Annotated in this window: 14 protein-coding genes; 3 read left to right on the forward strand and 11 right to left on the reverse strand. The window is 35.5% G+C overall.

Annotation, left to right across the window (positions count from 1 at the left end; genetic code table 11):
- Positions 1 to 12 precede the first annotated feature (12 nt).
- Positions 13 to 954, reverse strand: coding sequence for a beta-ketoacyl-ACP synthase III (locus MUA40_RS08925; protein ID WP_016424640.1), 942 nt, complete (start codon positions 952 to 954; stop codon positions 13 to 15).
- Positions 955 to 1,103: 149 nt separating this feature from the next.
- Here MUA40_RS08925 and MUA40_RS08930 point away from each other — a divergent pair, with 149 nt between their 5' ends.
- Positions 1,104 to 1,286, forward strand: a complete 183-nt coding sequence (locus MUA40_RS08930) for a DUF2929 family protein (protein WP_016424639.1) — start codon at positions 1,104 to 1,106, stop codon at positions 1,284 to 1,286.
- Positions 1,287 to 1,561: 275 nt separating this feature from the next.
- On the opposite strand, the gene MUA40_RS08935 is transcribed toward MUA40_RS08930, so the two are convergent.
- The 4 genes from MUA40_RS08935 to MUA40_RS08950 form a co-directional block, all read right to left on the reverse strand.
- Complete coding sequence (locus MUA40_RS08935; protein ID WP_262569431.1) at positions 1,562 to 2,458, reverse strand: 5'-nucleotidase, lipoprotein e(P4) family; 897 nt, start codon at positions 2,456 to 2,458, stop codon at positions 1,562 to 1,564.
- A gap of 238 nt (positions 2,459 to 2,696) precedes the next feature.
- Positions 2,697 to 5,315: an ATP-dependent chaperone ClpB gene (clpB, locus tag MUA40_RS08940; protein ID WP_262569432.1), complete on the reverse strand. Its 2,619-nt coding sequence runs from the start codon at positions 5,313 to 5,315 to the stop codon at positions 2,697 to 2,699.
- A gap of 300 nt (positions 5,316 to 5,615) precedes the next feature.
- Positions 5,616 to 7,457, reverse strand: coding sequence for an acyltransferase family protein (locus MUA40_RS08945; protein WP_051116759.1), 1,842 nt, complete (start codon positions 7,455 to 7,457; stop codon positions 5,616 to 5,618).
- Between the two features lie 679 nt (positions 7,458 to 8,136).
- Positions 8,137 to 8,445, reverse strand: coding sequence for a metal-sulfur cluster assembly factor (locus MUA40_RS08950; RefSeq protein ID WP_016424635.1), 309 nt, complete (start codon positions 8,443 to 8,445; stop codon positions 8,137 to 8,139).
- A gap of 114 nt (positions 8,446 to 8,559) precedes the next feature.
- Here MUA40_RS08950 and MUA40_RS08955 point away from each other — a divergent pair, with 114 nt between their 5' ends.
- Entirely contained in the window at positions 8,560 to 9,381 is an 822-nt protein-coding gene (locus MUA40_RS08955) for a Cof-type HAD-IIB family hydrolase (RefSeq protein ID WP_262569435.1), read from the forward strand.
- Between the two features lie 42 nt (positions 9,382 to 9,423).
- Positions 9,424 to 10,749 (forward strand): CoA-disulfide reductase, encoded by a 1,326-nt coding sequence (locus MUA40_RS08960; RefSeq protein WP_016424633.1) that lies wholly within the window; start codon positions 9,424 to 9,426, stop codon positions 10,747 to 10,749.
- 250 nt (positions 10,750 to 10,999) lie between these two features.
- Here MUA40_RS08960 and MUA40_RS08965 read toward each other — a convergent pair whose 3' ends face one another.
- The 6 genes from MUA40_RS08965 to lepB (MUA40_RS08990) all read right to left on the reverse strand — a co-directional run bounded on the left by MUA40_RS08965 (position 11,000) and on the right by lepB (MUA40_RS08990) (position 21,283).
- Entirely contained in the window at positions 11,000 to 11,389 is a 390-nt protein-coding gene (locus MUA40_RS08965; RefSeq protein ID WP_016424632.1) for a YisL family protein, read from the reverse strand.
- A gap of 352 nt (positions 11,390 to 11,741) precedes the next feature.
- Entirely contained in the window at positions 11,742 to 12,653 is a 912-nt protein-coding gene (locus MUA40_RS08970; RefSeq protein WP_167732579.1) for a fumarylacetoacetate hydrolase family protein, read from the reverse strand.
- Between the two features lie 83 nt (positions 12,654 to 12,736).
- Positions 12,737 to 16,381 (reverse strand): helicase-exonuclease AddAB subunit AddA, encoded by a 3,645-nt coding sequence (gene addA / locus MUA40_RS08975; protein WP_126496203.1) that lies wholly within the window; start codon positions 16,379 to 16,381, stop codon positions 12,737 to 12,739.
- Complete coding sequence (gene addB, locus MUA40_RS08980) at positions 16,378 to 19,836, reverse strand: helicase-exonuclease AddAB subunit AddB (RefSeq protein ID WP_126496204.1); 3,459 nt, start codon at positions 19,834 to 19,836, stop codon at positions 16,378 to 16,380. Before addB ends, addA begins: the two co-directional genes overlap by 4 nt.
- A 331-nt stretch (positions 19,837 to 20,167) precedes the next feature.
- Positions 20,168 to 20,749 carry a signal peptidase I gene (lepB, locus tag MUA40_RS08985; protein ID WP_016424628.1) on the reverse strand — a complete coding sequence of 194 codons (582 nt, stop codon included), beginning with the start codon at positions 20,747 to 20,749 and terminating at the stop codon, positions 20,168 to 20,170.
- A 3-nt stretch (positions 20,750 to 20,752) separates the two neighbouring features.
- On the reverse strand, positions 20,753 to 21,283 hold the full coding sequence (gene lepB, locus MUA40_RS08990; RefSeq protein ID WP_016424627.1) for a signal peptidase I: 531 nt from the start codon (positions 21,281 to 21,283) through the stop codon (positions 20,753 to 20,755).
- Positions 21,284 to 21,590 lie beyond the last annotated feature (307 nt).

Raw genomic sequence — 21,590 nt, forward strand, 5'->3', positions numbered from 1 at the left:
TTTCCTCCTCTGTTATTTACCCCATCTGAGTACAATCGAACCCCAAGTGAGTCCGCCACCAAATCCAACAAATACAACAATATCATCATCTTTAATACGTCCATTTTCTAATTCCTGCTTCACACTGAGCGGAATAGACGCTGCAGAAGTATTCCCGTATTTATCAACTGAGACACTCATTTTTTCTTTTGGCAAATCCAAACGCTGACGCGCTGATTCCATAATGCGAATGTTTGCTTGATGTGGTATAAACATATTGATATCTTCCGCATTCAAATGTGCTTTTTCAACTGCGCGTTGTGAGGATTCTCCCATTACGCGTACAGCAAATTTAAAAACTTCACGCCCATTCATACGGATAAAATTCGTCTCTTGGTCTTGATAGAGGTATTTTCCTCCAATGCCATCAGAGCCTAATTCATAGCTCAGAATACCACGATTTCCGGATACTTCGCCAATAATAACTGCTCCAGCACCGTCACCAAATAAAATAGCTGTCGAACGGTCGTTTAAATCAGTAATTTTAGAGAGTTTGTCTGCACCCACAACAAGTACATTTTGATATTCTCCAGAAAGTACGAACGAACGTGCCGTCACAATACCGTACATGAATCCAGAACATGCTGCTAATTGATCCATAGAAGCCACTTTATTTAATCCTAAACGTTGTTGTAACATATTTGCTACTGTTGGGAATCGGTGATCGCCTGTAGATGTTGCAACAATAACCATGTCTATATCTTGCGCATTGATACCTGCATCTTTAATCGCCCTCACACTTGCCTCGTAAGCTAAATCAGAAGTATCTTGATCTTCATTAGCCCATCTACGTTCTTTAATCCCAGTCATTTGAGAAATCCATTCATCAGATGTATCTAGGTACGATTCAAAATATGCATTATCAACTACTCGATCAGGTGCATAAGCGCCAAATCCTTTAATACCTACATTCATGGTTTGAACACCTTCTTTTAAATTTTTTAATACCAGGTATTAATTTACCACAATATGATAAAAAAAGACAAGCGAGATGCTAGGATAGCTATACAAATCACTACAAGAATATTATAATGAAAATATCAATCATATGGAGGCAATATAAAATGAAATACTTCATCACATTGATTTGGGCTATTTTACTTTTAGAAATGGTCAATTTTGTTTTAAATAGTCTTAATGGTGGAGGGCCAATTAACCTTATCACACCAATTTTTCTTGCTGTAGTTATGGTTATTGTGATTGCACTCTTGGATGTCGCTGGTAGACCGAACCACGATTCGCATTAGCGATAGCCTTATTGAGTAGGGCATTGAAATTGCCTTTACTATGCAAGAGACCCACGTTCTCAATCATCGATAAAGCCCGAGATTTTCGTATTCTATACGAATTCATCTCGGGCTTCGTTTTTATCTCTTTAATATTATGAAGTATGTTGAATTACTCAGTCTCCATCGCTTAACGGCTGGATCTTACAATCGTAATTTGTTTAAATATAAACCGAATAAAAATAGCCATGAAATCATTTATTCAAGATTTCTAATGGCTATTTCTTTTACTATACTTATTTCATATCAATTGTTTTAACTTTGTTTGTTTTTTGATCGAAATATTTAAGTGATTGTTTACGTTTTTCTAATTTTTGTTTCGCGCTGATACTGTAGTCATTGTTGTACAATGTCGCTTCCCAGCTACCATACATTGGGTTAGGGAAAATAATGTATTTGCTTCCAAAATCGTCTTCGTGTTGTCTTACAAGTTCTTCACGTGATTTTGCTGTCGGTTGTTTTGGCTCATCAAAATCAAGCAAGTTATCACCAAACAGCATCACTAAGTTGTAATCAGTGCGTACTTTATCACGGCGCTCTGTTTTACCCTTTTCGCCTTCTTTTTTCAACAATACGTGTTTTTTGTCAGCTTGTGGTAATTTTTCTTTTTTCAAGTTTTTAATCGTAGCGTCAAGATCTTTTTCATGTGAACGGTCAGAGACATAGAATATTTCTACATCATGCTTGTCCGCATATTTCAAGAAGTCTTTAGCACCATATACTGGTTTTGCTTGTGCGCTTTTTACCCACTCATGCCAACCTTCTGGGAATGTTTTACCATTTAAAACACTCGCAGCTTGGTAAGGTGAATTATCAAGTACTGTTTCATCAATATCAAGAACGATGGCTAATTTTTTACCACCTTTATGATTTTTAATTTTTTTGCTCAATGTTTCTTTAGCTGTATTATAACCTTGCGCATATAACGCTTTAGCTTCAGCAGAATTTTGATACCAAGAAACACTCATCATGTTTTGTTGTGCTAGTTCTTTTGTCGCTTGAGTTTCTGCTTGTGCTGTCGTTTGTTGTGCTTGAGTCGCTTGGCCACCTCTTGCATATGCTTGATAAGGTACGCTTGAAGAAGCAATACCTAAAGCTAAAAGTGCTGCAGTCGTCTTTGTCCATTTATTCATGTATTTTGTCACCTTTTTCCTATGTATTATGTGCGAAACAGAAATAAAAAGTCATTATCTTATCCACACATATATATTATATGCTTTTATAGTAAATCTCAATATTTCTATAAAATTTTTAACATTTTTTACAATACATCTGTGCACAATTGAAATAATAAGAGTAGGACACGAAAATACAATTGCTTTCAGTCCTACTCTTACGTTTCAGTTAATTTCAGTTATATTAGATGAAGCTTTAAACTTCTACTTCAGTCGTCGGTTTTTCGACTTTAAAGTGTATTTCATTGTCTTCTAAATAACCATACACTTTTGTACCTTCTGGAAGATGATCTTTAATCATCATTCTTGCTAAAGGTGTTTCGACATGTCTTTGAACAAAACGTTTTAATGGACGTGCACCAAACTGTGGTTCGTATGCTTCTTCACCCATCCATTTTTCAGCTTCATCACTCATTTCGAGTTGGATGCGTTGATCCATTAAGCGCATGTTTAAATTGTTGAGGATTTTATCAACAATCATTTTCATATCATCAATAGAAAGCGGTTTGAATAACACAATATCGTCCATTCTGTTTAAAATTTCTGGTTTAAAATATGCATTCAAACTGCTAGTGACTGCTTTTTCTGTTTCTTCAGTAATAACACCTGTATCTTTTACGTTTTCTAATAAAATTTGTGAACCAATGTTACTTGTCATAATGATGATTGCATTTTTGAAATCTACACTACGACCTTTAGAATCAGTAAGTCGACCTTCATCTAAAATTTGAAGCAACACATTAAATACATCCGTATGTGCTTTTTCTATCTCATCTAACAAAATAACAGAATAAGGGTTCCGTCTCACTGCTTCAGTTAATTGACCACCTTCATCGTGTCCAACGTATCCCGGAGGTGCACCAATTAATCTTGAGACAGAATGTTTTTCCATATATTCACTCATATCGATACGAATCATATGTTTTTCTGAATCAAACAATGATGAAGCCAATGCTTTAGCAAGCTCTGTTTTACCAACACCCGTAGGTCCTAAGAACAAGAATGAACCAATTGGACGGTTAGGATCTTTAATCCCCGCTCTTGCACGTACAACAGCGTCTGATACAAGGTCAACGGCTTGATCTTGTCCTACCACACGACGATGAAGGATATCAGATAAGTGCAACAATTTTTCGCGTTCTGTTTCAACAAGTTTTGAAACTGGAATACCTGTCCATTGACTTACAATTTCTCCAATTTCTTCATCAGTTACAACTTCACGTATAATGCGATCAGAATCTTCGCCTTGTTCTTCTTGGAATGAAGCTTCGAGTGCTTTCAATTCTTTTTCAAGCTCTGGTATTTTACCGTGTTGTAATACCGCTGCTTTTTCCAAGTCATAATTATTTTCTGCATCTTCTAAAGCTTTACGACTTTCATCAAGTTCTGCCCGTTTTTCTTGTACTTTAGCAATTTTTTCTTTTTCATTTTCAACACGCGCTTGTAAAGCCGCTTGTTTTTCTTTTTCTTCAGCGAGTTCTTCTTGTAACTCTTTCAAACGAATACGACTTGCTTCATCTGATTCTTTTTTCAATGCGTTTTCTTCAATTTCTAATTGCATCACACGACGGTTCGCTTGGTCTAATTCAGTAGGGTTAGAACCCATTTCAGTTCTGATTGTTGCTGAAGCTTGGTCGACAAGGTCAATGGCTTTGTCTGGCAAGAATCGATCCGTAATATAACGATCAGATAGCTCTGCAGCAGCAACGAGCGCACGGTCTTGAATGCGTACACCATGATGCACTTCATAACGTTCTTTTAAACCACGTAAAATAGAAATCGTATCTTCAATATTAGGTTCAGCAACATTCACTTTTTGAAAACGTCGTTCTAAAGCTGAATCTTTCTCAATATATTCTCGATATTCATTCAAAGTTGTGGCACCGATACAGTGCAACTCTCCTCGTGCCAACATCGGTTTAAGCATATTACCTGCATCCATAGCACCGTCAGTTTTACCTGCACCTACTAGCATATGAATTTCATCTATAAATAACAAAATACGTCCGTCTGATTCTTTGACTTCTTTTAATACTGCTTTTAATCTTTCTTCAAATTCACCACGGTATTTTGCGCCAGCCACAAGTGCACTTAAATCGAGCTCGAATACCGTTTTATCAAGCAATGAATCAGGAACATCTTTTTTTACAATTCGTTGTGCTAAGCCTTCAACGATTGCTGTTTTACCTACACCAGGTTCTCCGATTAATACTGGATTATTTTTTGTTTTACGACTCAAAATACGGATTGTGTTACGAATTTCTTCATCTCGTCCAATAACAGGATCCATGTTGCCTTTACGTACCTCTTCCACTAAGTCACGTCCATATTTTGATAATGCTTCATAGTTGACTTCAGGGTTTTGTGTAGTCACATTATTCCCTCCTCTTATCTTTTTAATGATTTCGACAATCACTTCTTTTTTATGTTCAACAAAACGTTTCATCGTTTCATCAATATCTATCGCTGCTAGCAAAATGTGCTCCATTGATATAAATTGATCATCATACGTTTTCATATAGTTTTCTGCAGTTGTAAAAAGTTGATTCGTTTGTGGCGAAATATACTGACCATATTGTACTTGATCGCCTTTCATTGTTGGGTAACTTTTCAATTTATTATCTAAAGCGCGTTCTAACTCTTCTATATTAATATTTGCACGCTCTAATACACTTTTAAATAAACTATCTGGTTCTTCGAGAACTGCTTTAAGTACAGCTTCTACTTCTATATTGGTTAATTGATAGGTTTTTGCATAATCAATTGCTTTCTGAAGTGCATTTTGAATTGCATGTGTCATTTGATTAATATCCAAAATGGCTCACCCCTCTATTAAAATAGGTCAATGTTGACTTTGACTTTCTTTGACCTTAGTTATATTATACCCCTTGCTATCAGAAAAATCAATGCTTAGTTTGACTTTTTTTGACCTTTTTAAAAAATTAAATTTCTAGCGCTTTGAAAGGTACATCTATGCATTTGCCTGGTATTTTGAATTTAAAACATTGCGATTTATTACTTATAAAATAAGTCGCGACAAAACCCACCTGATAACTGGTCGTTTTCATCGCGACTGTAATACATCATTCTTTTTTTCATCCTTTTACTACTGGTACTATTTTTTATCTGTAGGATGATTTTTTTCTATTTCATGAATGATACTATGCGTTAATGCTCTTACACCCGGTGGCTCTAAATGAATGCCATCTGGCGCAAAATATTCTGTATGATTTGCAGATTTTTGATACCAATCGACTAATGTCACATTTCCACGTTTTTTAGCTGCCTTTTTCAATACATCATTGACATGTCCTTCATAAGAACGCGGGACTCTTGTATTGACAACATAAATATCTGCTTTATCAAATAAGTCTAACAACGTATCAAGCTGGTCCTCTGTAAAGTCTCCGTTTGTTCCTAACTCTAAAACGACAATATCATCTTTGTTTTTATATTGCTTGTAGTTCTCTTTGACTAACGGAATCGCTTGAATGAGATTTCGTCCAACCTTACCATTAATATCCGCATTGGATACATAAGATTTAAAGTAATCTCCAATATCCACCATAACTGAATCACCAATAAGTAGTGGTTTCCATGAAGCATACTGACTATGATCTCCTTTAACAGTGAAACCATTGATTTCAAGTTGTGGCAGAGGTAATGGTCTGACAATAAGTTTGTCTAATTCTTCAGTATTGACCTCAGTGACATGCTGTGCCTTATGGTTTGATAGTGAATTGAATGCACCAGCAAAAACGAGCACAGTAGGTAATAGTAAAATAAGTACAAGCCAAGTCCGTAAAACTTTTTGCGATCGCCAGTTTCTAAGTTGTTTGAAAGTAAAAGCATGGAACCCCATTTTTCTGAAAGGTTGTTCAATGAAGCGATATGAAAATTCTGCCATACCAAACATTAGCAGAAGCTCAATTAAATAGACAAACGTCGGTATTTGTCCTTGTACAAATTGGTGATGAATAAATACAATGATTGGATAGTGCCAAAGATATAAACTATATGAGCGACTTCCAATATATGTAAAAACCCGATTACCTAATAATTTAGCAAAATAGCCTGAAGGATGTACACTACTTGCAATGATGAATAAAGTGACACCTGAGATAAGAAAAAAGCCACCATAATATAACCAATTGCTTGCTTCTTCAACATTTTTAAAACATAAGATTAGAATCACTAAGCCGATTAATCCAACAGCATCGATTATACTTTTTAAAGTTTGATTGATTTTAGCACTCAACTTAAAAGGCGGCCATATCCATGCAAGAATAACCCCCATTAATAAAGTTTGTAGACGTGTATCCGTACCAAAATAGACACGTGCGACATTTTCTTGTGGCACATATAATACCGCCATTGTCACAAGTGATATAAAGAGTAATGTATAAAAAGTGATTCGAATCCATTTTGTTCGTCGTACGAAAGTCAATAAGCCTAAAAGGACAACTGGAAAAACAAGATAAAATTGTTCCTCAATTGCGAGTGACCATAAATGTTTAAAAGGTGCAACCGCAAATTGTTCAAAATAATCTACGTTTTGAATGATATACCACCAATTTGAAACATAAAAAACCGCAGCAACCGCATCTGCACGAATCGGTTTGATTTCTGAAGGCTCAAAAATGAGCGTCAACAGTAAGACACTCATAATCAGAAAAAATACCGCTGGAATGAGTCGCTTAAACCGTCTCAACCAAAATGATTTTAAATCAATTTTGCCCGTATTGTAATATTCTGTTAGCAATAAACTCGTAATCAAATAACCTGAGATAACAAAAAATGTATCTACCCCTAAAAAACCACCTGGTAACCATTGTGGATTGAGATGGTAAATGATAATAGCGATGACCGCCACAGCTCTTAATCCGTCTAACCCTGGCATATATCGTGATTTTAAATGACTTTTCCCTCTATGTTCAAAATCCCACACACGCATCATTCTTTCCAAATTAATGTAATATTGTACAAACTATGTATTGATTATTTATTGTATACTCTTATTTCAAATCGCGCAATTCTAATTTAGCCTTCAAAACTAAAAAGAATTTATATGATAAAAAAGGTTTGCACATCAATCCCAAAATAAATAGCGCTCAGATGATTTTTAATAGAAAATCGTCTGAACGCTTCCTTTTTATGATAAAACTTCGTTTATGCGTGTCATAACTCACTAATATAGTTAAAAATAATCACTTTGGCATCATTTAATGAATAGCGACAAGAACTAAATTAACGATGAATTGATTTATCCACATCATAAACGTTTAGGATTTAAAATATATGCATATCGAAATAAACGATATTTAATTGAAAATACATTCACTTCGATGCGTCTCTATCATTTTTGCGGTTTTGATTTTCTAAAAAGCTTTCATCGTCTCATAAAATTGCCCTCTTTATCTTCATGTTTACAACATGATTGTCATAATTAACAAGAAGATTATATGAGATTTCTGTATTGCATCCAAAATTCAATTTGGCTTCATCGTAGTTTGTACTTCAATTAAACCAAATTGAGTTGAGACTTTAGCACCTATACAAGAAAGTCCAAGAAGGCATAGTTACCTATGCCTTTATATCCCGAACTCTTTATAATGATGGCTCACCTTACAACGCATTTAACTTACGCCTAGTGCGATTTTTGCGTAACGTGACATCATGTCTTTACTCCATGGTGGATTCCAAACAATATTCACTTCTGTATCTTGAATTTCTGGAAGTTCTGCTAATACTGTTTTCACTTGATCTACAATTTGCGGTCCAAGCGGACAACCAATTGAAGTTAATGTCATCTCAACAGTACACAATCCATCATCATCTAAATCTACTTTATAAACAAGTCCTAAGTTAACGACATCTATACCTAATTCAGGATCTATTACATTTTCTAATGCACCAAGTATGCTATCTTTAAGTGCCTCTTCCATCCGTATCACCTCTTTAATCTTATTACTAGTAACAATATATCAAAATCCCCACTTTTCGACAATAAAATGCTATGATATTGATACATTGAAACTTGGTATTAAGGAGAATTATGAATGAAGCAATTTTTAATTTGTTTAGATTTAGATGGGACATTATTAAATGACCAAAAAGAAATATCACCCTACACTTTCCGTGTTCTAAAAACGCTTCAACAACAGGGACATGCAATTATGATCGCTACAGGTAGACCGTACAGAGCCAGTCGCTTATATTATGAACAACTTGGCCTCAATACACCTGTAGTGAATTTTAATGGTGCCTTTGTACATCATCCGCATGATCCCCAATTCCAAACGCAACATCATCGTTTAGATGAAGGAATTGCCACAAGTATCATCGAATCACTTAAAAAAATGGAAATTCAAAATTTAATTGCTGAAGTTAAAGACTGTGTCTTTATAGATCAACCTTATCATCGCCTTTTTGAGGGCTTTAGTATGGGAAACCCTGTCACAAAAGTTGGAGATTTAAGAGAAAACTTAAATGAAGATCCAACGAGCTTACTCATTGAAGCAGATGAAATGATGATTCCACGTATTAAACAAATGCTCACACGCTTTTACGCTGAAAATATCGAACATCGTCGTTGGGGCGCCCCTTTCCCAGTGATTGAAATTGTTAAAAAAGGGATTAGTAAAGCTGTCGGTATTGATTACGTTAAAGATTATCTTCAAATTGATCACGACCAGATTATCGCATTTGGTGACGAGGACAATGATATCGAAATGATAAAGTATGCTGAACACGGTGTGGCTATGGGAAATGCAATAGATGAATTAAAACATGTTGCAAAAGAGACAACTCTGTCTAATAATGAAGATGGTATAGGTTTATATTTAAATGAATTTTTTAATTTGAATATTTCGAAAGAATAAAAATTGAATTCAATAGAAAAGACACAAAGGAGAAAAAAAAAGATGTCCAAAAAAATCATTGTTGTCGGAGCTGTCGCTGGTGGCGCCACATGTGCGAGCCAAATACGACGTTTAGACAGAGAAAGTAGCATCACAGTATATGAAAAAGACCGCGATATGAGCTTCGCGAATTGTGGTTTACCTTATTACCTCGGAAATGTTGTTGAGTCCCGTTCTAAATTGTTAGCAACAAATCCAGAGCAATTTAAAGAAAGCAAAGATATAACGGTAAAAGTGCACCATGAAGTTATTCAAATTAATAGTGCATCTAATAAAATTCAAGTTAAAAATCATTTAACGGGTGAAGTTTTTGAAGATGACTACGATATTCTCGTTTTAAGTCCAGGTGCACGCGCGTGTCATCTTAACTTCGAAGCGCCTCACCTCTTTACATTACGTAATATGGAAGATACAGATAAAATTGATACTTTCATTGAACAAAATAACGTTCAGCGTGTCCTTATTGTAGGTGCGGGTTATGTGAGTCTAGAAGTGCTTGAAAACTTGTATGAGCGTGGCTTACAACCTACACTCATCCACCGTTCCGAAGGTGTTAATAAATTAATGGATCAAGATATGAATCAAGTTCTATTTGATGCGTTAGAAGCACGAAACATTCCTTACCGTTTGAATGAAGAAATTAAAGACATTTCAGGAAAAACAGTCACATTTACTTCTGGTGCAGTAGAAGATTATGATTTAATCATTACAGGTGTAGGCGTGACACCGAACTCTGAATTTATTCAAGATTCAGGTGTTCAACTTGATGCGAGAGGTTATATTCCAGTTAATGAACGTTTCCAAACAAATATTCCAAACATTTACGCGCTTGGGGATATTATTACAAGTTTCTACCGTCATGTTGATCAACCTGCACATGTACCATTAGCTTGGGGTGCACATAGAGGCGCTAGTATTATAGCTGAACAAGTTGCGGGTAATGATGCGATTACTTTTAAAGGGTATCTCGGTGCAAGTATCGTTAAATTTTTCGATTATACTTTAGCAAGTACAGGTCTTTCACCAAGAGAACTTAAAAATTATGATTATGAAATGGTCGAAGTGAATAGTCCTGCATGCGCAAATTATTACCCTCGTAATGCACGCATTCATCTTCGCGTTTATTTCGATAAAAAGACACGTCAACTTTTGAGAGCAGCAGCTGTCGGAGAAATGGGTGTCGATAAGCGTATCGATGTGCTCACGATGGCCATGATGCATCGTATGACTGTCGATGAATTGACAGAATTTGAAGTTGCGTATGCCCCACCTTTCAGTCATCCTAAAGATTTAATCAATATGATTGGCTATAAAGCAAGAAACCTTTAATGCGTTAATAAAAGAGCGAAATAGATTCACAATTTGTCGTTTGAAGCACAGAGTAGGACAATGCAATCAATTTAATTTTGTTGGCCTACTTTGACGAAGATAGTGTAGATTGTACAAAGCTTAAAATAAGCGCTGGCGTAATCTAGAAATCTTTTGCTCTTTATTTGTATAAACCTTGCGATTAAGCAAAAAAGACGCGATAGGCGTAAAACGACCCATCGCGTCTTTTTTTAATCTTTTAAGTTTCGTATTATTTAAAAAGTGCCGTAATCGGACCCCATGGTAAAATAGCCCCTAAAATAATCGTAATCACTGCTACAATCCATGTCGCAATAAACAAGCCACGACTTGGCGTTTGTTTTTTCTTACGGGCAATCGTCACTTCCATTAATCCGACAACAGCAATGCCGCCTATCATTTTTAAAGTGAGTAACATATGACTTGCGCCTGCTGTAGTAAATGCCTTAATTAAAAGCCAAAAACCTGTAATCAATACAAACACCATAAATAAACGTGTGGCCATATGTAACGATTTAAATAAAGGTGTTGGCCCTTGTTTACTCGAATAGTTTTCATAAGCCGCAAAGAATAAAATCAATAAAATAATCCAGCTAATAATATGCAAATTAACTAAAACCATATCCATGTAACCTCCTTCATTAAACAATCTTCCCCATCTCACCCTATAGATTGCTTCTATACATTTTAAATTGCCTATTTTATCAATTTCAAACCTTAGGCAAAATAAAACATTTCATCTTTTATATTAAAACGATTTAAAACAAAATACAAATAAACAGGAGGCGATGCGCCGTACAAGTATATAAGAAAAATAAGCTATTTAAACACAAAAAGAGCGAGACAAAAGTCGATTTGACTTCGTCATCCCGCTCTAATATAAGTGACTTAAATAGCGCTAGTGCGCCGTTGAAAGGCATATAATTTTTAACGTTATTTTACAGTACCAACGCTGCATATACGCTATTTGATTTTTAATCTTCTTGTTTAGCAATGAAATTAGTTAATGTACCGATATTATCGATTGTAACTTTCACTTCATCACCTGGTTGTAAAAATTTCGGCGGATTCATCCCCGCACCGACACCTGAAGGCGTACCTGTCGCAATGATATCTCCAGGGTGAAGCGCTACATATTTAGAAATCTCTTCAATTAATTCATCAATTTTAAGAATCATTTGAGAAGTGTTACCATCTTGACGAATCTCGTTATTGACTTTCGTAACGATGTTCACATTCTCAGGTGTAGGCAATTCATCTTTTGTAACAATATAAGGACCCATTGGGCAGCCACCTGTTAAACTTTTTGACAAGAAGGCTTGATCATGTGCTTTTTGCGCTGTACGATCTGTAATATCATTGATGATTGTATAGCCATAAACATAATCTAAAGCTAAACCTTTAGGGATTTTTTCACCGGATTTACCGATAACAACACCTAACTCCCCTTCATAATCTAATGCATCAGTAATATCTTTATGATGAGGGATCGTACTTTCATCCCCAGTTAATGAAGAAGCTGCTTTCGTAAATACATATAAACGATCGACTTCATGATCTAACTCTTCAGCATGTGCTTTATAATTACGACCAAATGCAATCACATTATTAGTTGGTGTGACTGGAGGTAAAAATTCAATATCTTCAAACTGTACTTTATATTCTTCACCTTTACCACTATCTTCTGCAGCAACAACTGCTTTACGCACTTGTTCTTGAAAGTCTAATGTTTGGTTTTGTTGTAAACCTTCAAGTAGTGTTTTTGGATGAAAGTCACCTTCCGCAAAATCAGCGAATACTTTCTTTAAATCCCATGCTGCTTCTTCTCTTTTTACTTTCACTCCATATGAAGTTTCATCTTTATGTTTGAATGATAAGAATTTCATTCATCATCAGCTCCTAACGTATATCTTAGTGATATTATAACGAAAAATTTAGACAAATCACAAATTTTTAAAGGTTAATCAAGTTAAATCTTTAATTCACCATATTGAAAGAAATACAGAGAGCCGGACACCGGACTTTTTAATAATGTCTCTAATGCACGTTGATAATAAGTCATCTGTATACGGTACTTATTTTTTAACATCTCTCCGAATGCTTCGTCTGACATTCCTTTTCTTTTCATTAATGCATCTGTTTTATAATCAACAAAATAGTATTGTCCATTTTCTTTAAAAACAAGGTCAATCATACCTTGAATGATTGAAGGCTCCTCTTGATTTACATTTGATTCTACATGTGCTTGATTCACAACGAATGGAATTTCAGTATAAACTTCATCACTCTCTGCAATACGTCGATACAGCTGACTATCAATAAAGGTTTGAATATCATTTGTTTTGACCAAACGTCGCGATGCATGATCAATAATAGATTGCTCAACAAGGCTGTCAAGATAATGATTTAAATCCGCTTCTGACAATCCCTCTTTTTTAAACGGAAGGTGCTGCATAACTGTATGCATCAAAGTCCCAAATTCTGCTGCCGTTTGCTTTTCCTCTTGTAAAAACTGAGGACGCTCATAAGTCGCAACACCCAATCGGTATTGTCTAACCCTTTCATAATTCGTATCTGCCTGTTCAGTTTCTAATTGTCGCTTTAATTCTGAAACCGACTGTTTGGATGCTTTTAATATTTCTTCTTGATAAGGATAAGAAAATAAAAGTTGTTGCTCTATTTGCAGTTGTATTGCTTCATTAGAAGGTTCTTGGGATAGTTTTGTTTCTAATGCTTCTAACGAATGATCAAATTGTTGTGCTGATTCCGCCTCAGCAGGAAGTATCTCCTCTGCTAAAATATGTTGCTGTATCACTTTAGGTTTAATAGAAGCATCTAAAACTTCATTATCAGACTCAAAACGTTGATGTTTTAGTAAAGCATTATTTTGATATTTGCTCAACACACTATAGATGAGAGAAAATGGATTTTTCGCATTAAAACGATCAATAGCGGTTAATTTACCATTCGTAATCGGAGAAGTCGCCAACTGTTGCAGATGCTTTTCTTGCTTGGCTGTTCCAATTAAAAACAATTGCTCTTTTGCACGTGTTAACGCGACATAGATTAACCGCATTTCTTCCGAGATTAACTCTTTCTTATTGATTAAATCAATGCTCATGGATATCAACGATGGATAAAAAAGTCCCTTTGACTCATCATAATATTGCAAACCTAATCCTTCATGTTGATTTAATACGACTGGTTTACCTAAATCATTCGTATTAAATTCTCGTGTCAAACCAGAATAAATCACAAATGGGAATTCGAGCCCTTTACTGCTATGGATTGTCATCATGCGAACGACATTGTCGTTTGGGCCGATGACATTTTCTTCCCCAAAGTCTTTACCTCGCTCGATCATTTGATCAATAAAGCGAATAAATTGGAACAAACCTCGAAAGCTTGAATTTTCAAAATCTACCGCTTTATTAAACAGGCCATGTAAATTGGCACGTCTTCCTTTGCCACCAATCAAACCACTGAAATACTGAATGATGTAATGGTCATTGTATAATCTATCAATCAATTGATAAACTGGGTGACTCAAACTGAATGATTGGTACGCTTCTAAATCACTTAAAAAACGCTCTAATTTAGCTACGATCATAGGCTCTGCATCTTTATATTGTAAATAATGTTGAATGGACTGATAAAAGTAGTCTTCTTTCGGTGCCACGACTCTAATTTTCGCAAGCTCATCCTCTGTAAACTGGTATATGACTGAGCGCATTAAACCGACTAAATAAATATCTTGCAAAGGATTATCTATTGTTCTCAAGAAAGATAACATCAGTCGAATTTCAGTTTGCTCGAAATAACCTTGCTTACTATTAACAAATAAAGGTATATCTTTATCTTTAAACACTTGTTGAATATTGCGTGCATTGCTATAACTTCTTTCTAATATCACAATGTCTTTATACTGTGCAGGTCGATATGAACCTGTTTTCATGTCATAAACTTTTTTAGTTTTAAGTATCGCTTCAACTTGTTCAGCAATCCCATACGCCTCTTGTTCACTCGCGGTCTGTTCATTATTTTCATCTACCATGAAAACATTGAACTGTACTGGCATATCGACTTCATCATATGGGGCACCGTAATACAATTTAGCAGCTGCATCGTATTCTATCTCTCCTACTTCAGTGTCCATCATATGTTCAAAAAGATAATTGGTCGTTGCTAAGACTTCCGAACGTGAACGGAAGTTTTGAGATAAGTCGATACGCCAACCACTTGATTGATTTGGCTGATTGAATCTTTGATACTTTTCGATAAAAAGACTTGGATCGGCCTGTCTAAATTTATAAATGGATTGTTTTACATCACCGACCATAAACAAATTACCATTTGATTCATTGCCACGCTTAATACTCGCAATAATTTTTTCTTGGACACGGTTAGTATCTTGATATTCATCCACCAAGATTTCATCAAAACGTTGTCGATAAATTTCAGCGATTTCAGAAGGCGTGCCATCTTCATTAAGTAAAATTTCTAAAGCATAATGTTCATAATCAGAGAAATCCAAAATATTACGCGCCTTTTTCGCCTCACGAAAAGCATGAATTACATCTTGTGTCAGTAATGATAAATATTTAACACGCGGTGCTAAATCTTTTAATTCTTCTAATAATGTGTCATCTTCTCGGCCTACAAATAAAGTTTGGACTTGACTCAAATAGTCTTTAAATTGATCATAGTTACTTTTAAAAATATCATACGCTTCATTTAAAGATTCATCTTCTCGAACTGCTTTAGGCTTCGTTGGCATACGTCCAAACTGATATTCAAAGAGCAACTTCTTATTCAGCTGATCATCTGTGCGTATTTGACGAATGAATTGGCGATGCTGATCAATAAAATTAGTGTGTTTTGGGTAATCCCCAATCATTTCAAGTTGTTGGTAAGCTTCTTCAATTGCATTTTGAGCCGCTTCTAAATAAAGCAAAATATACTTATTTAAAATATCTAAATAATGCTGTTGTAAATGAGATTCAAGGTATGGACGTTCTAGACGGTCTAACCAATCTATGGGATCTGGATTGGCAATACTAAAATAATAGAGATTTTTAACCATTTGTCTTAATGCAGCGTCATCTCGATCTGTTGAAATATGTTCTGCTAAAGTGACAAATGTAGGGTCCAACCGCGCATAATGCGTTTCGAAAACTTCATCAATTACTTCCTCTAGCAGCAAAACGTTTTCTACTTCACTAGCTGTACGAAAATTTGGATCAATTTCCAATTCATCATAATGTTGTTGGATTAGTTTCAAACAAAAACTGTGTAACGTTGAAATTTGAGCTTGATGTATTTTAGCGCGTTGATTCTTTAAATGTTGATTGGTCGGATCCTCTATCGCAGCTTGCTGAATGCGTGCTTCTACACGTTGTTTCATCTCTCGCGCACTAAGATTCGTAAACGTAACAACAAGGAGGCGATCCACATCAATATGATCCCGTAAAATCCTTTGAATAATACGTTCTACTAGTACGGCTGTTTTACCGGAACCCGCTGCAGCAGCAACGAGTACATCTTGACCTTTCGCATAGATACTTTCCCACTGTGCATCTGTCCATTGCACATCATTTGGCTTGTTAGGAATCATGATTCCTCCTCCTCTGCTGCAAGTATTTCAAGGGGGTCAATTTTTTCATCGACACGTCGATATTTAGGACTATCAATCATACTATCTACATGGCACACTGATTGATACTGACAAAAAGAACATGGGAGTTTCTTTTGATATTGCATAGGTGCGACTTCATTATGACCATCCATAATGCGACTCGCAATATCTATAAAATTACGTTTATTATGATGAATCAATTTATGAATGGTGTCCTCATCCGTAACGCGACTCGTCGCATATAATTGACCATCCTTTTTCATACCTAAAGGCACAATATCTGATTTGAAACTGTTCGTCAGTCTTTTATCATAGGCATCAATTACATCGGCATCTTGATTTAATAACCCTTGGAGTTGATAAGATTTTAAAAATTCAGCTTCTATTTGATCATCATTCACATTATTCCAAGCTCGTTTTTCATCTTTAAATTTGTGCACAAACATATATAAAAAGCCACCCGGTTTTACTTCATCTATTAAGCCTAACCGCTCTTTATTTTGAAGTGCAATATCCATATAAGTCATCATTTGCATTTGTAAGCCATAATATACTTTTACCAAGTCCAAGGTAGCGGCTGTTTTTGATGATTTATAGTCAATAATATTGATAAAGCTTTTATTATTTTTATGAAACGTATCAATACGATCAATCTGACCTCTGATATAAATAGGCACACCTTGTTTTGTTTTCAACGTCTCAGCTTGAAGTTCATTGCTATTTTTTGGCGTTTTACGAAATGATTTTTCAAATGCAATCGGTCTGAATTGAGAATGCTCGGTCTGATGTTTCATAGCCATCAAGGTCGCTTGAATGATTGTGCCAATGCGTTGCGATAAATAACGATAGTACGACGTTGAATTCAATAAATTAAATTGCACTAATGGAAGCAATTCATCTAAAGCTTCTTGTGTTAAACGTTCAATCTGACTTTGCGTCAACTGATTGAAATGGCCTTCTACCTTTTCTGCAATATATCGTAAAACATCATGAAAAATCGTACCTAAATCAAAACTTTGCAATTGATATTTTGTTCGCTCATTTAGTCTTAATCCATGTGATGCATAATGCTTGAAAGGACAACTTTGATAACCTTCAAAACGTGAAACACTTGCATGGATAGATTGACCATACAATTGTGAAGTTAATTGTGTATCTAATTGAACCGTATCGTTATTGTAGCTTAACGCTGTTTTTAAATGACTAAGCCCTTCATTAAGTTGTTCATAATTTGACATCACATGGTAAACCGTAAACCATATATCTGACACGAGACCATCATCCAACCATGTTTTCAATGCTTCGAATAAATGGACTTTTGTCTGATGCGGATGCTCAACTAAAGTCAACGTTTCTCTCTCATGAACTTTTGATAATGATGTTGTTTCTAAATGAGGAAACATCGCAAAGATATCACTTAAAAATGGGCTTTTTTCTCGGTCTCCCCCACTTGTATCCATCAAACTATAAGAAAAAGTGACTTGCTCACATGCTCGCGTCATGGCATGGTAGCACACAAATGCTTCGTCCATTTGCAAGATATCCGCTGTAGGGCTCAACTGAATCCCAGCATATAATTCAAAATCTTTTTTCTCTTCATCAGAAATTAAACTGGTCCCATTGATAGGTTGAGGCATAATACCATCGTTCATACCAATTAAATAAACGTGCTTTTTATTATCCACTTTTGCAAGATCCATTGAACCAATGGTCACTTGGTCGATCGTCTGTGGAATCATAGAAAATTCAAGTTCATTCAACCCAACGTCTAAAACTTCTAAAAATCGCTTCAAAGTCATCTCGCGTGTATCAAAGACTGTCACAATATCATCAAGCACACGAATAAAGCCGTTCCAAATTTGATCAATTTCTTCTGCAGCTTCATGTTTCTCTTGCTGATCTAACCTATCACGTTGTGTCATGAGTTGGTTAGGTACTTCAAAGTCTTCTAAAGTTTCATAAAAATAAGTCGCAAAATCTCTCGCATTTTTCCCTTGTGATAACTTTTCTTGGAACTTCAAAAGTTTATTAAAGACATTGTTTTTTAAATCGATTACACGTTGAAATGTTTCAGCTTCTTCACGTGTCATTTTGTCATGTCTACGAAGCCCCATTTTACGAAATTGTTCTAGCTCAAAATATTTTGGATCAATCCAACGTTTGCCATAAATGCCTCTTTCAATCGCAAAATTTTCAAGAATATCGATTAAATATCGACTACGCGGAATGGATTCAGTCAGAATATTCGTTTTTAACAAGCGCATTAACGGCTCAAACTGCCACTCTGTTTGAATGACTTCTGCTAATGCACGTAACATTTCCATAATAGGATGGTGCGTCATTGATTTTTTCACATCGATATTAAAAGGTATATCGAATTGAGGCAATATCGATTCCATCAAATAGACGTAAGACGGATCACGATACAGTATCGCTATATCTTTATAGCGATACTGTTTTTCTCTTACATCTCTTATGATTGTGCGCGCTATATCATTCACCTCATCACGCGTCGTTGCTACTTCTCGTATTTCGACACTGCCATCTGCGAATGGATGTTCTGACGGTTGAAGCGCATCAAATTGTGATTCGAGTGTTTTTAACATGTCCGTTTTAAATCGCATCGGCTGATTGAAAAATTGGCGTTGTAGAGGTTGATGTGTGTCCTGTGCAATTTCTTCTAAATGTTGCAGTGATTCAGAGGGTTTACGGAACATACTAAAGCTGTCTTCATCCCCATTCGTCGTCAGTAAAACTGTAACAGCGCGTGTATGTCGAACAAGTGCTTCAATCACTTGATATTCTTGCGTAGAAAAGTTATGAAACCCATCGATATATATTTCCGCTTCTTTTAACCAATTTGAATTCGGAATCAGATCAACGAATCGTGTCATTAAATCTTCACTCGAAATATACTCCGATGACATCCGTGCTTTCAGTTGATTGAAAATAAGACCGATATCATGAAGCTTATCACGCGTACGTGGCTCCAATTGTTGGTCTTGAGCCATTTCCATAACAATTTCTGGCGTCACTGCATATTTTTCAAAATCTTGAATTTGCTCTCGTACCTTCGTACTAAAACCTAAGTATTTAACTTGAGAACGGTATAATTTCAGTTGTTGTTGATACGCTTGCAAAATATCATAAATCATCATTTCTATGGCAATAGAAGATAATTTTTTCTCATGTACTCCCCCCAATTCTTGAAATACACGATGACTCAATCTCTCAAAGTGCAAGACTTCTGTTCGGATACTTCCCATAAGTTCAGTATCGCTGACTAATGACTGCTCATATAAATAGGTCCCTTGCATAGGTGTAATGATGATAATAGGGTGTCCTAATGGTTGTTCTTTCATTTTCTGCTTGATTTCATTTAACATTTCAGTACTTTTCCCTGTACCTGCACGTCCGATAAATGTTCTAAACATCGAATCCCCCCTCTTATCCGTGTTTGATTAATTACACGTTCAAACATTCATTTTTACTTCTGTAAAATAGGTTCAAACTATTCGTTCACTTGTACGCTTTAAAATATTAAAGCCATGACCATGAGCGTTGAGTATACGACTCATTATAGCATTATCTTCTACTCCATCTCTATTAAATCCAACGCTCAATATAACTTGTCCTGTTAACATCGCCTCAAATTTTGACTAAGCGAATATAGATCTTTTTTCAATATTTTAAACTATGCAGGCTACGATTCAATAAAAAAAGCAGGATGACTTTTGCCATCCTACTTTTTAAGTAATTTATGCTTTATCCATTTTGTGTGTCTGTGTGATCGGGATTAAAGTTAATTTTAAATTCACTAAATGGCCAAAATCTAATGGCAACTTTCCCTACAATTTGATCTTCATCAATTAAACCAAACGCACGGCTGTCTTTGCTGACTTCGCGGTTATCACCCAGAACTAAATATTTCCCTTTAGGTATCTCTTTTTGACCGTCACTACCCGGTAAGTCTTTAGAATCAAATGATCCTGTAATTTGGTCATATGTTTTGTGTTTTAAATTATAGTCTAAATAAGGCTCTTTTACTTTTTTACCATTTAAATAAAGTTGATCATTTTTATATACGACATGATCTCCTGGTTTACCAATAATTCGTTTGACATAGTCACTTTTCTCATCAGCATGGAAAACAATAACATTGCCGTCTTCTAGGTGGCCGAATGTTTTACCAATTTTATTAACGATGACACGTTCGCCATCTTTTAATGTAGGATCCATGGAGTCCCCTTTAACATTATAAGGTTTAATGACAAATGCATATAATAAACCTACAATCAATAAAGCTAAACCTATAGAAATCAACCATTCAACTGTTTCTTTTTTCAAAGTTTACACCTCTTGTCTCAAATTAATCGTAATATTATCAAAAGGATAATAACGCATAAATACTTTCCCTTCAATGTCGGACTTGTTAATCAACCCTATCTTTCTCGAATCATTTTGTTGACCGCGGTCATCATTAAGAATTAAGTAAGCATTTGGAGGAATAATATCACTTTCCGCATGCGGTAATGACCTTAAAGACCACGATGCTTGATAATGATGACGAAGGTAAGGCTCAGCAACGGGCGTATTATCCAGTTGCAATTGGCCGTTGTGATACACAACAGATTGTCCAGGTTTACCAATCACTCTACCTATATGATATTGATTTTTATTTTTATATACAACGATATCAGCATGCTTGATATCATTAAATCTCGTAGCGATTTTGTTAACAATCAGTCGATCATTAGGATGAAGTGTGGGTTGCATAGCAGGCGTTTTAACTTGATAAGGAATTGCGACAAATAATATTAACAACGCTAAAATACCCCATGCCAGTAGACCAGCAAAAACAGTTCTAATTAGAAACTTCAATTTCGCACATCCTATCGTACATCATTCACTGCAACAAATTTTATCTTATCATAAAAAAGCATATTTACGTACATTTTTACATACGCAAAATAGTTTTACAATGATATCTTTAAAATCGAACACTGTCATCCTACTCAAGTCTGAAGTCATCTCTTTAAAATCGATACACCTTCATTGTTGACCCAAAAATTTAGGGACGGGTGCGAAATCTAAATTACCATTAGATTTCAACATCCCATCCCCATTGAAAGCAGATTACGAACGAATCAAAAATGAATTATCACCATATGCGTTGTTCATCCGCTCA

The organism is Staphylococcus schleiferi (genome assembly GCF_025558325.1).
In the GTDB taxonomy this organism is placed as follows: Bacteria; Bacillota; Bacilli; order Staphylococcales; family Staphylococcaceae; genus Staphylococcus; species Staphylococcus schleiferi.

What these genes read in the sequence shown, in the direction of transcription:
- MUA40_RS08925 (WP_016424640.1), bottom strand. Translation starts at nt 954, where the DNA reads ATGAATGTAGGTATTAAAGGATTTGGCGCTTATGCACCTGATCGAGTA.
- MUA40_RS08930 (WP_016424639.1), top strand. Translation starts at nt 1,104, where the DNA reads ATGAAATACTTCATCACATTGATTTGGGCTATTTTACTTTTAGAAATG.
- MUA40_RS08935 (WP_262569431.1), bottom strand. Translation starts at nt 2,458, where the DNA reads ATGAATAAATGGACAAAGACGACTGCAGCACTTTTAGCTTTAGGTATT.
- MUA40_RS08945 (WP_051116759.1), bottom strand. Translation starts at nt 7,457, where the DNA reads ATGATGCGTGTGTGGGATTTTGAACATAGAGGGAAAAGTCATTTAAAA.
- MUA40_RS08950 (WP_016424635.1), bottom strand. Translation starts at nt 8,445, where the DNA reads ATGGAAGAGGCACTTAAAGATAGCATACTTGGTGCATTAGAAAATGTA.
- MUA40_RS08955 (WP_262569435.1), top strand. Translation starts at nt 8,560, where the DNA reads ATGAAGCAATTTTTAATTTGTTTAGATTTAGATGGGACATTATTAAAT.
- MUA40_RS08960 (WP_016424633.1), top strand. Translation starts at nt 9,424, where the DNA reads ATGTCCAAAAAAATCATTGTTGTCGGAGCTGTCGCTGGTGGCGCCACA.
- MUA40_RS08965 (WP_016424632.1), bottom strand. Translation starts at nt 11,389, where the DNA reads ATGGTTTTAGTTAATTTGCATATTATTAGCTGGATTATTTTATTGATT.
- MUA40_RS08970 (WP_167732579.1), bottom strand. Translation starts at nt 12,653, where the DNA reads ATGAAATTCTTATCATTCAAACATAAAGATGAAACTTCATATGGAGTG.
- addA (WP_126496203.1), bottom strand. Translation starts at nt 16,381, where the DNA reads ATGATTCCTAACAAGCCAAATGATGTGCAATGGACAGATGCACAGTGG.
- addB (WP_126496204.1), bottom strand. Translation starts at nt 19,836, where the DNA reads ATGTTTAGAACATTTATCGGACGTGCAGGTACAGGGAAAAGTACTGAA.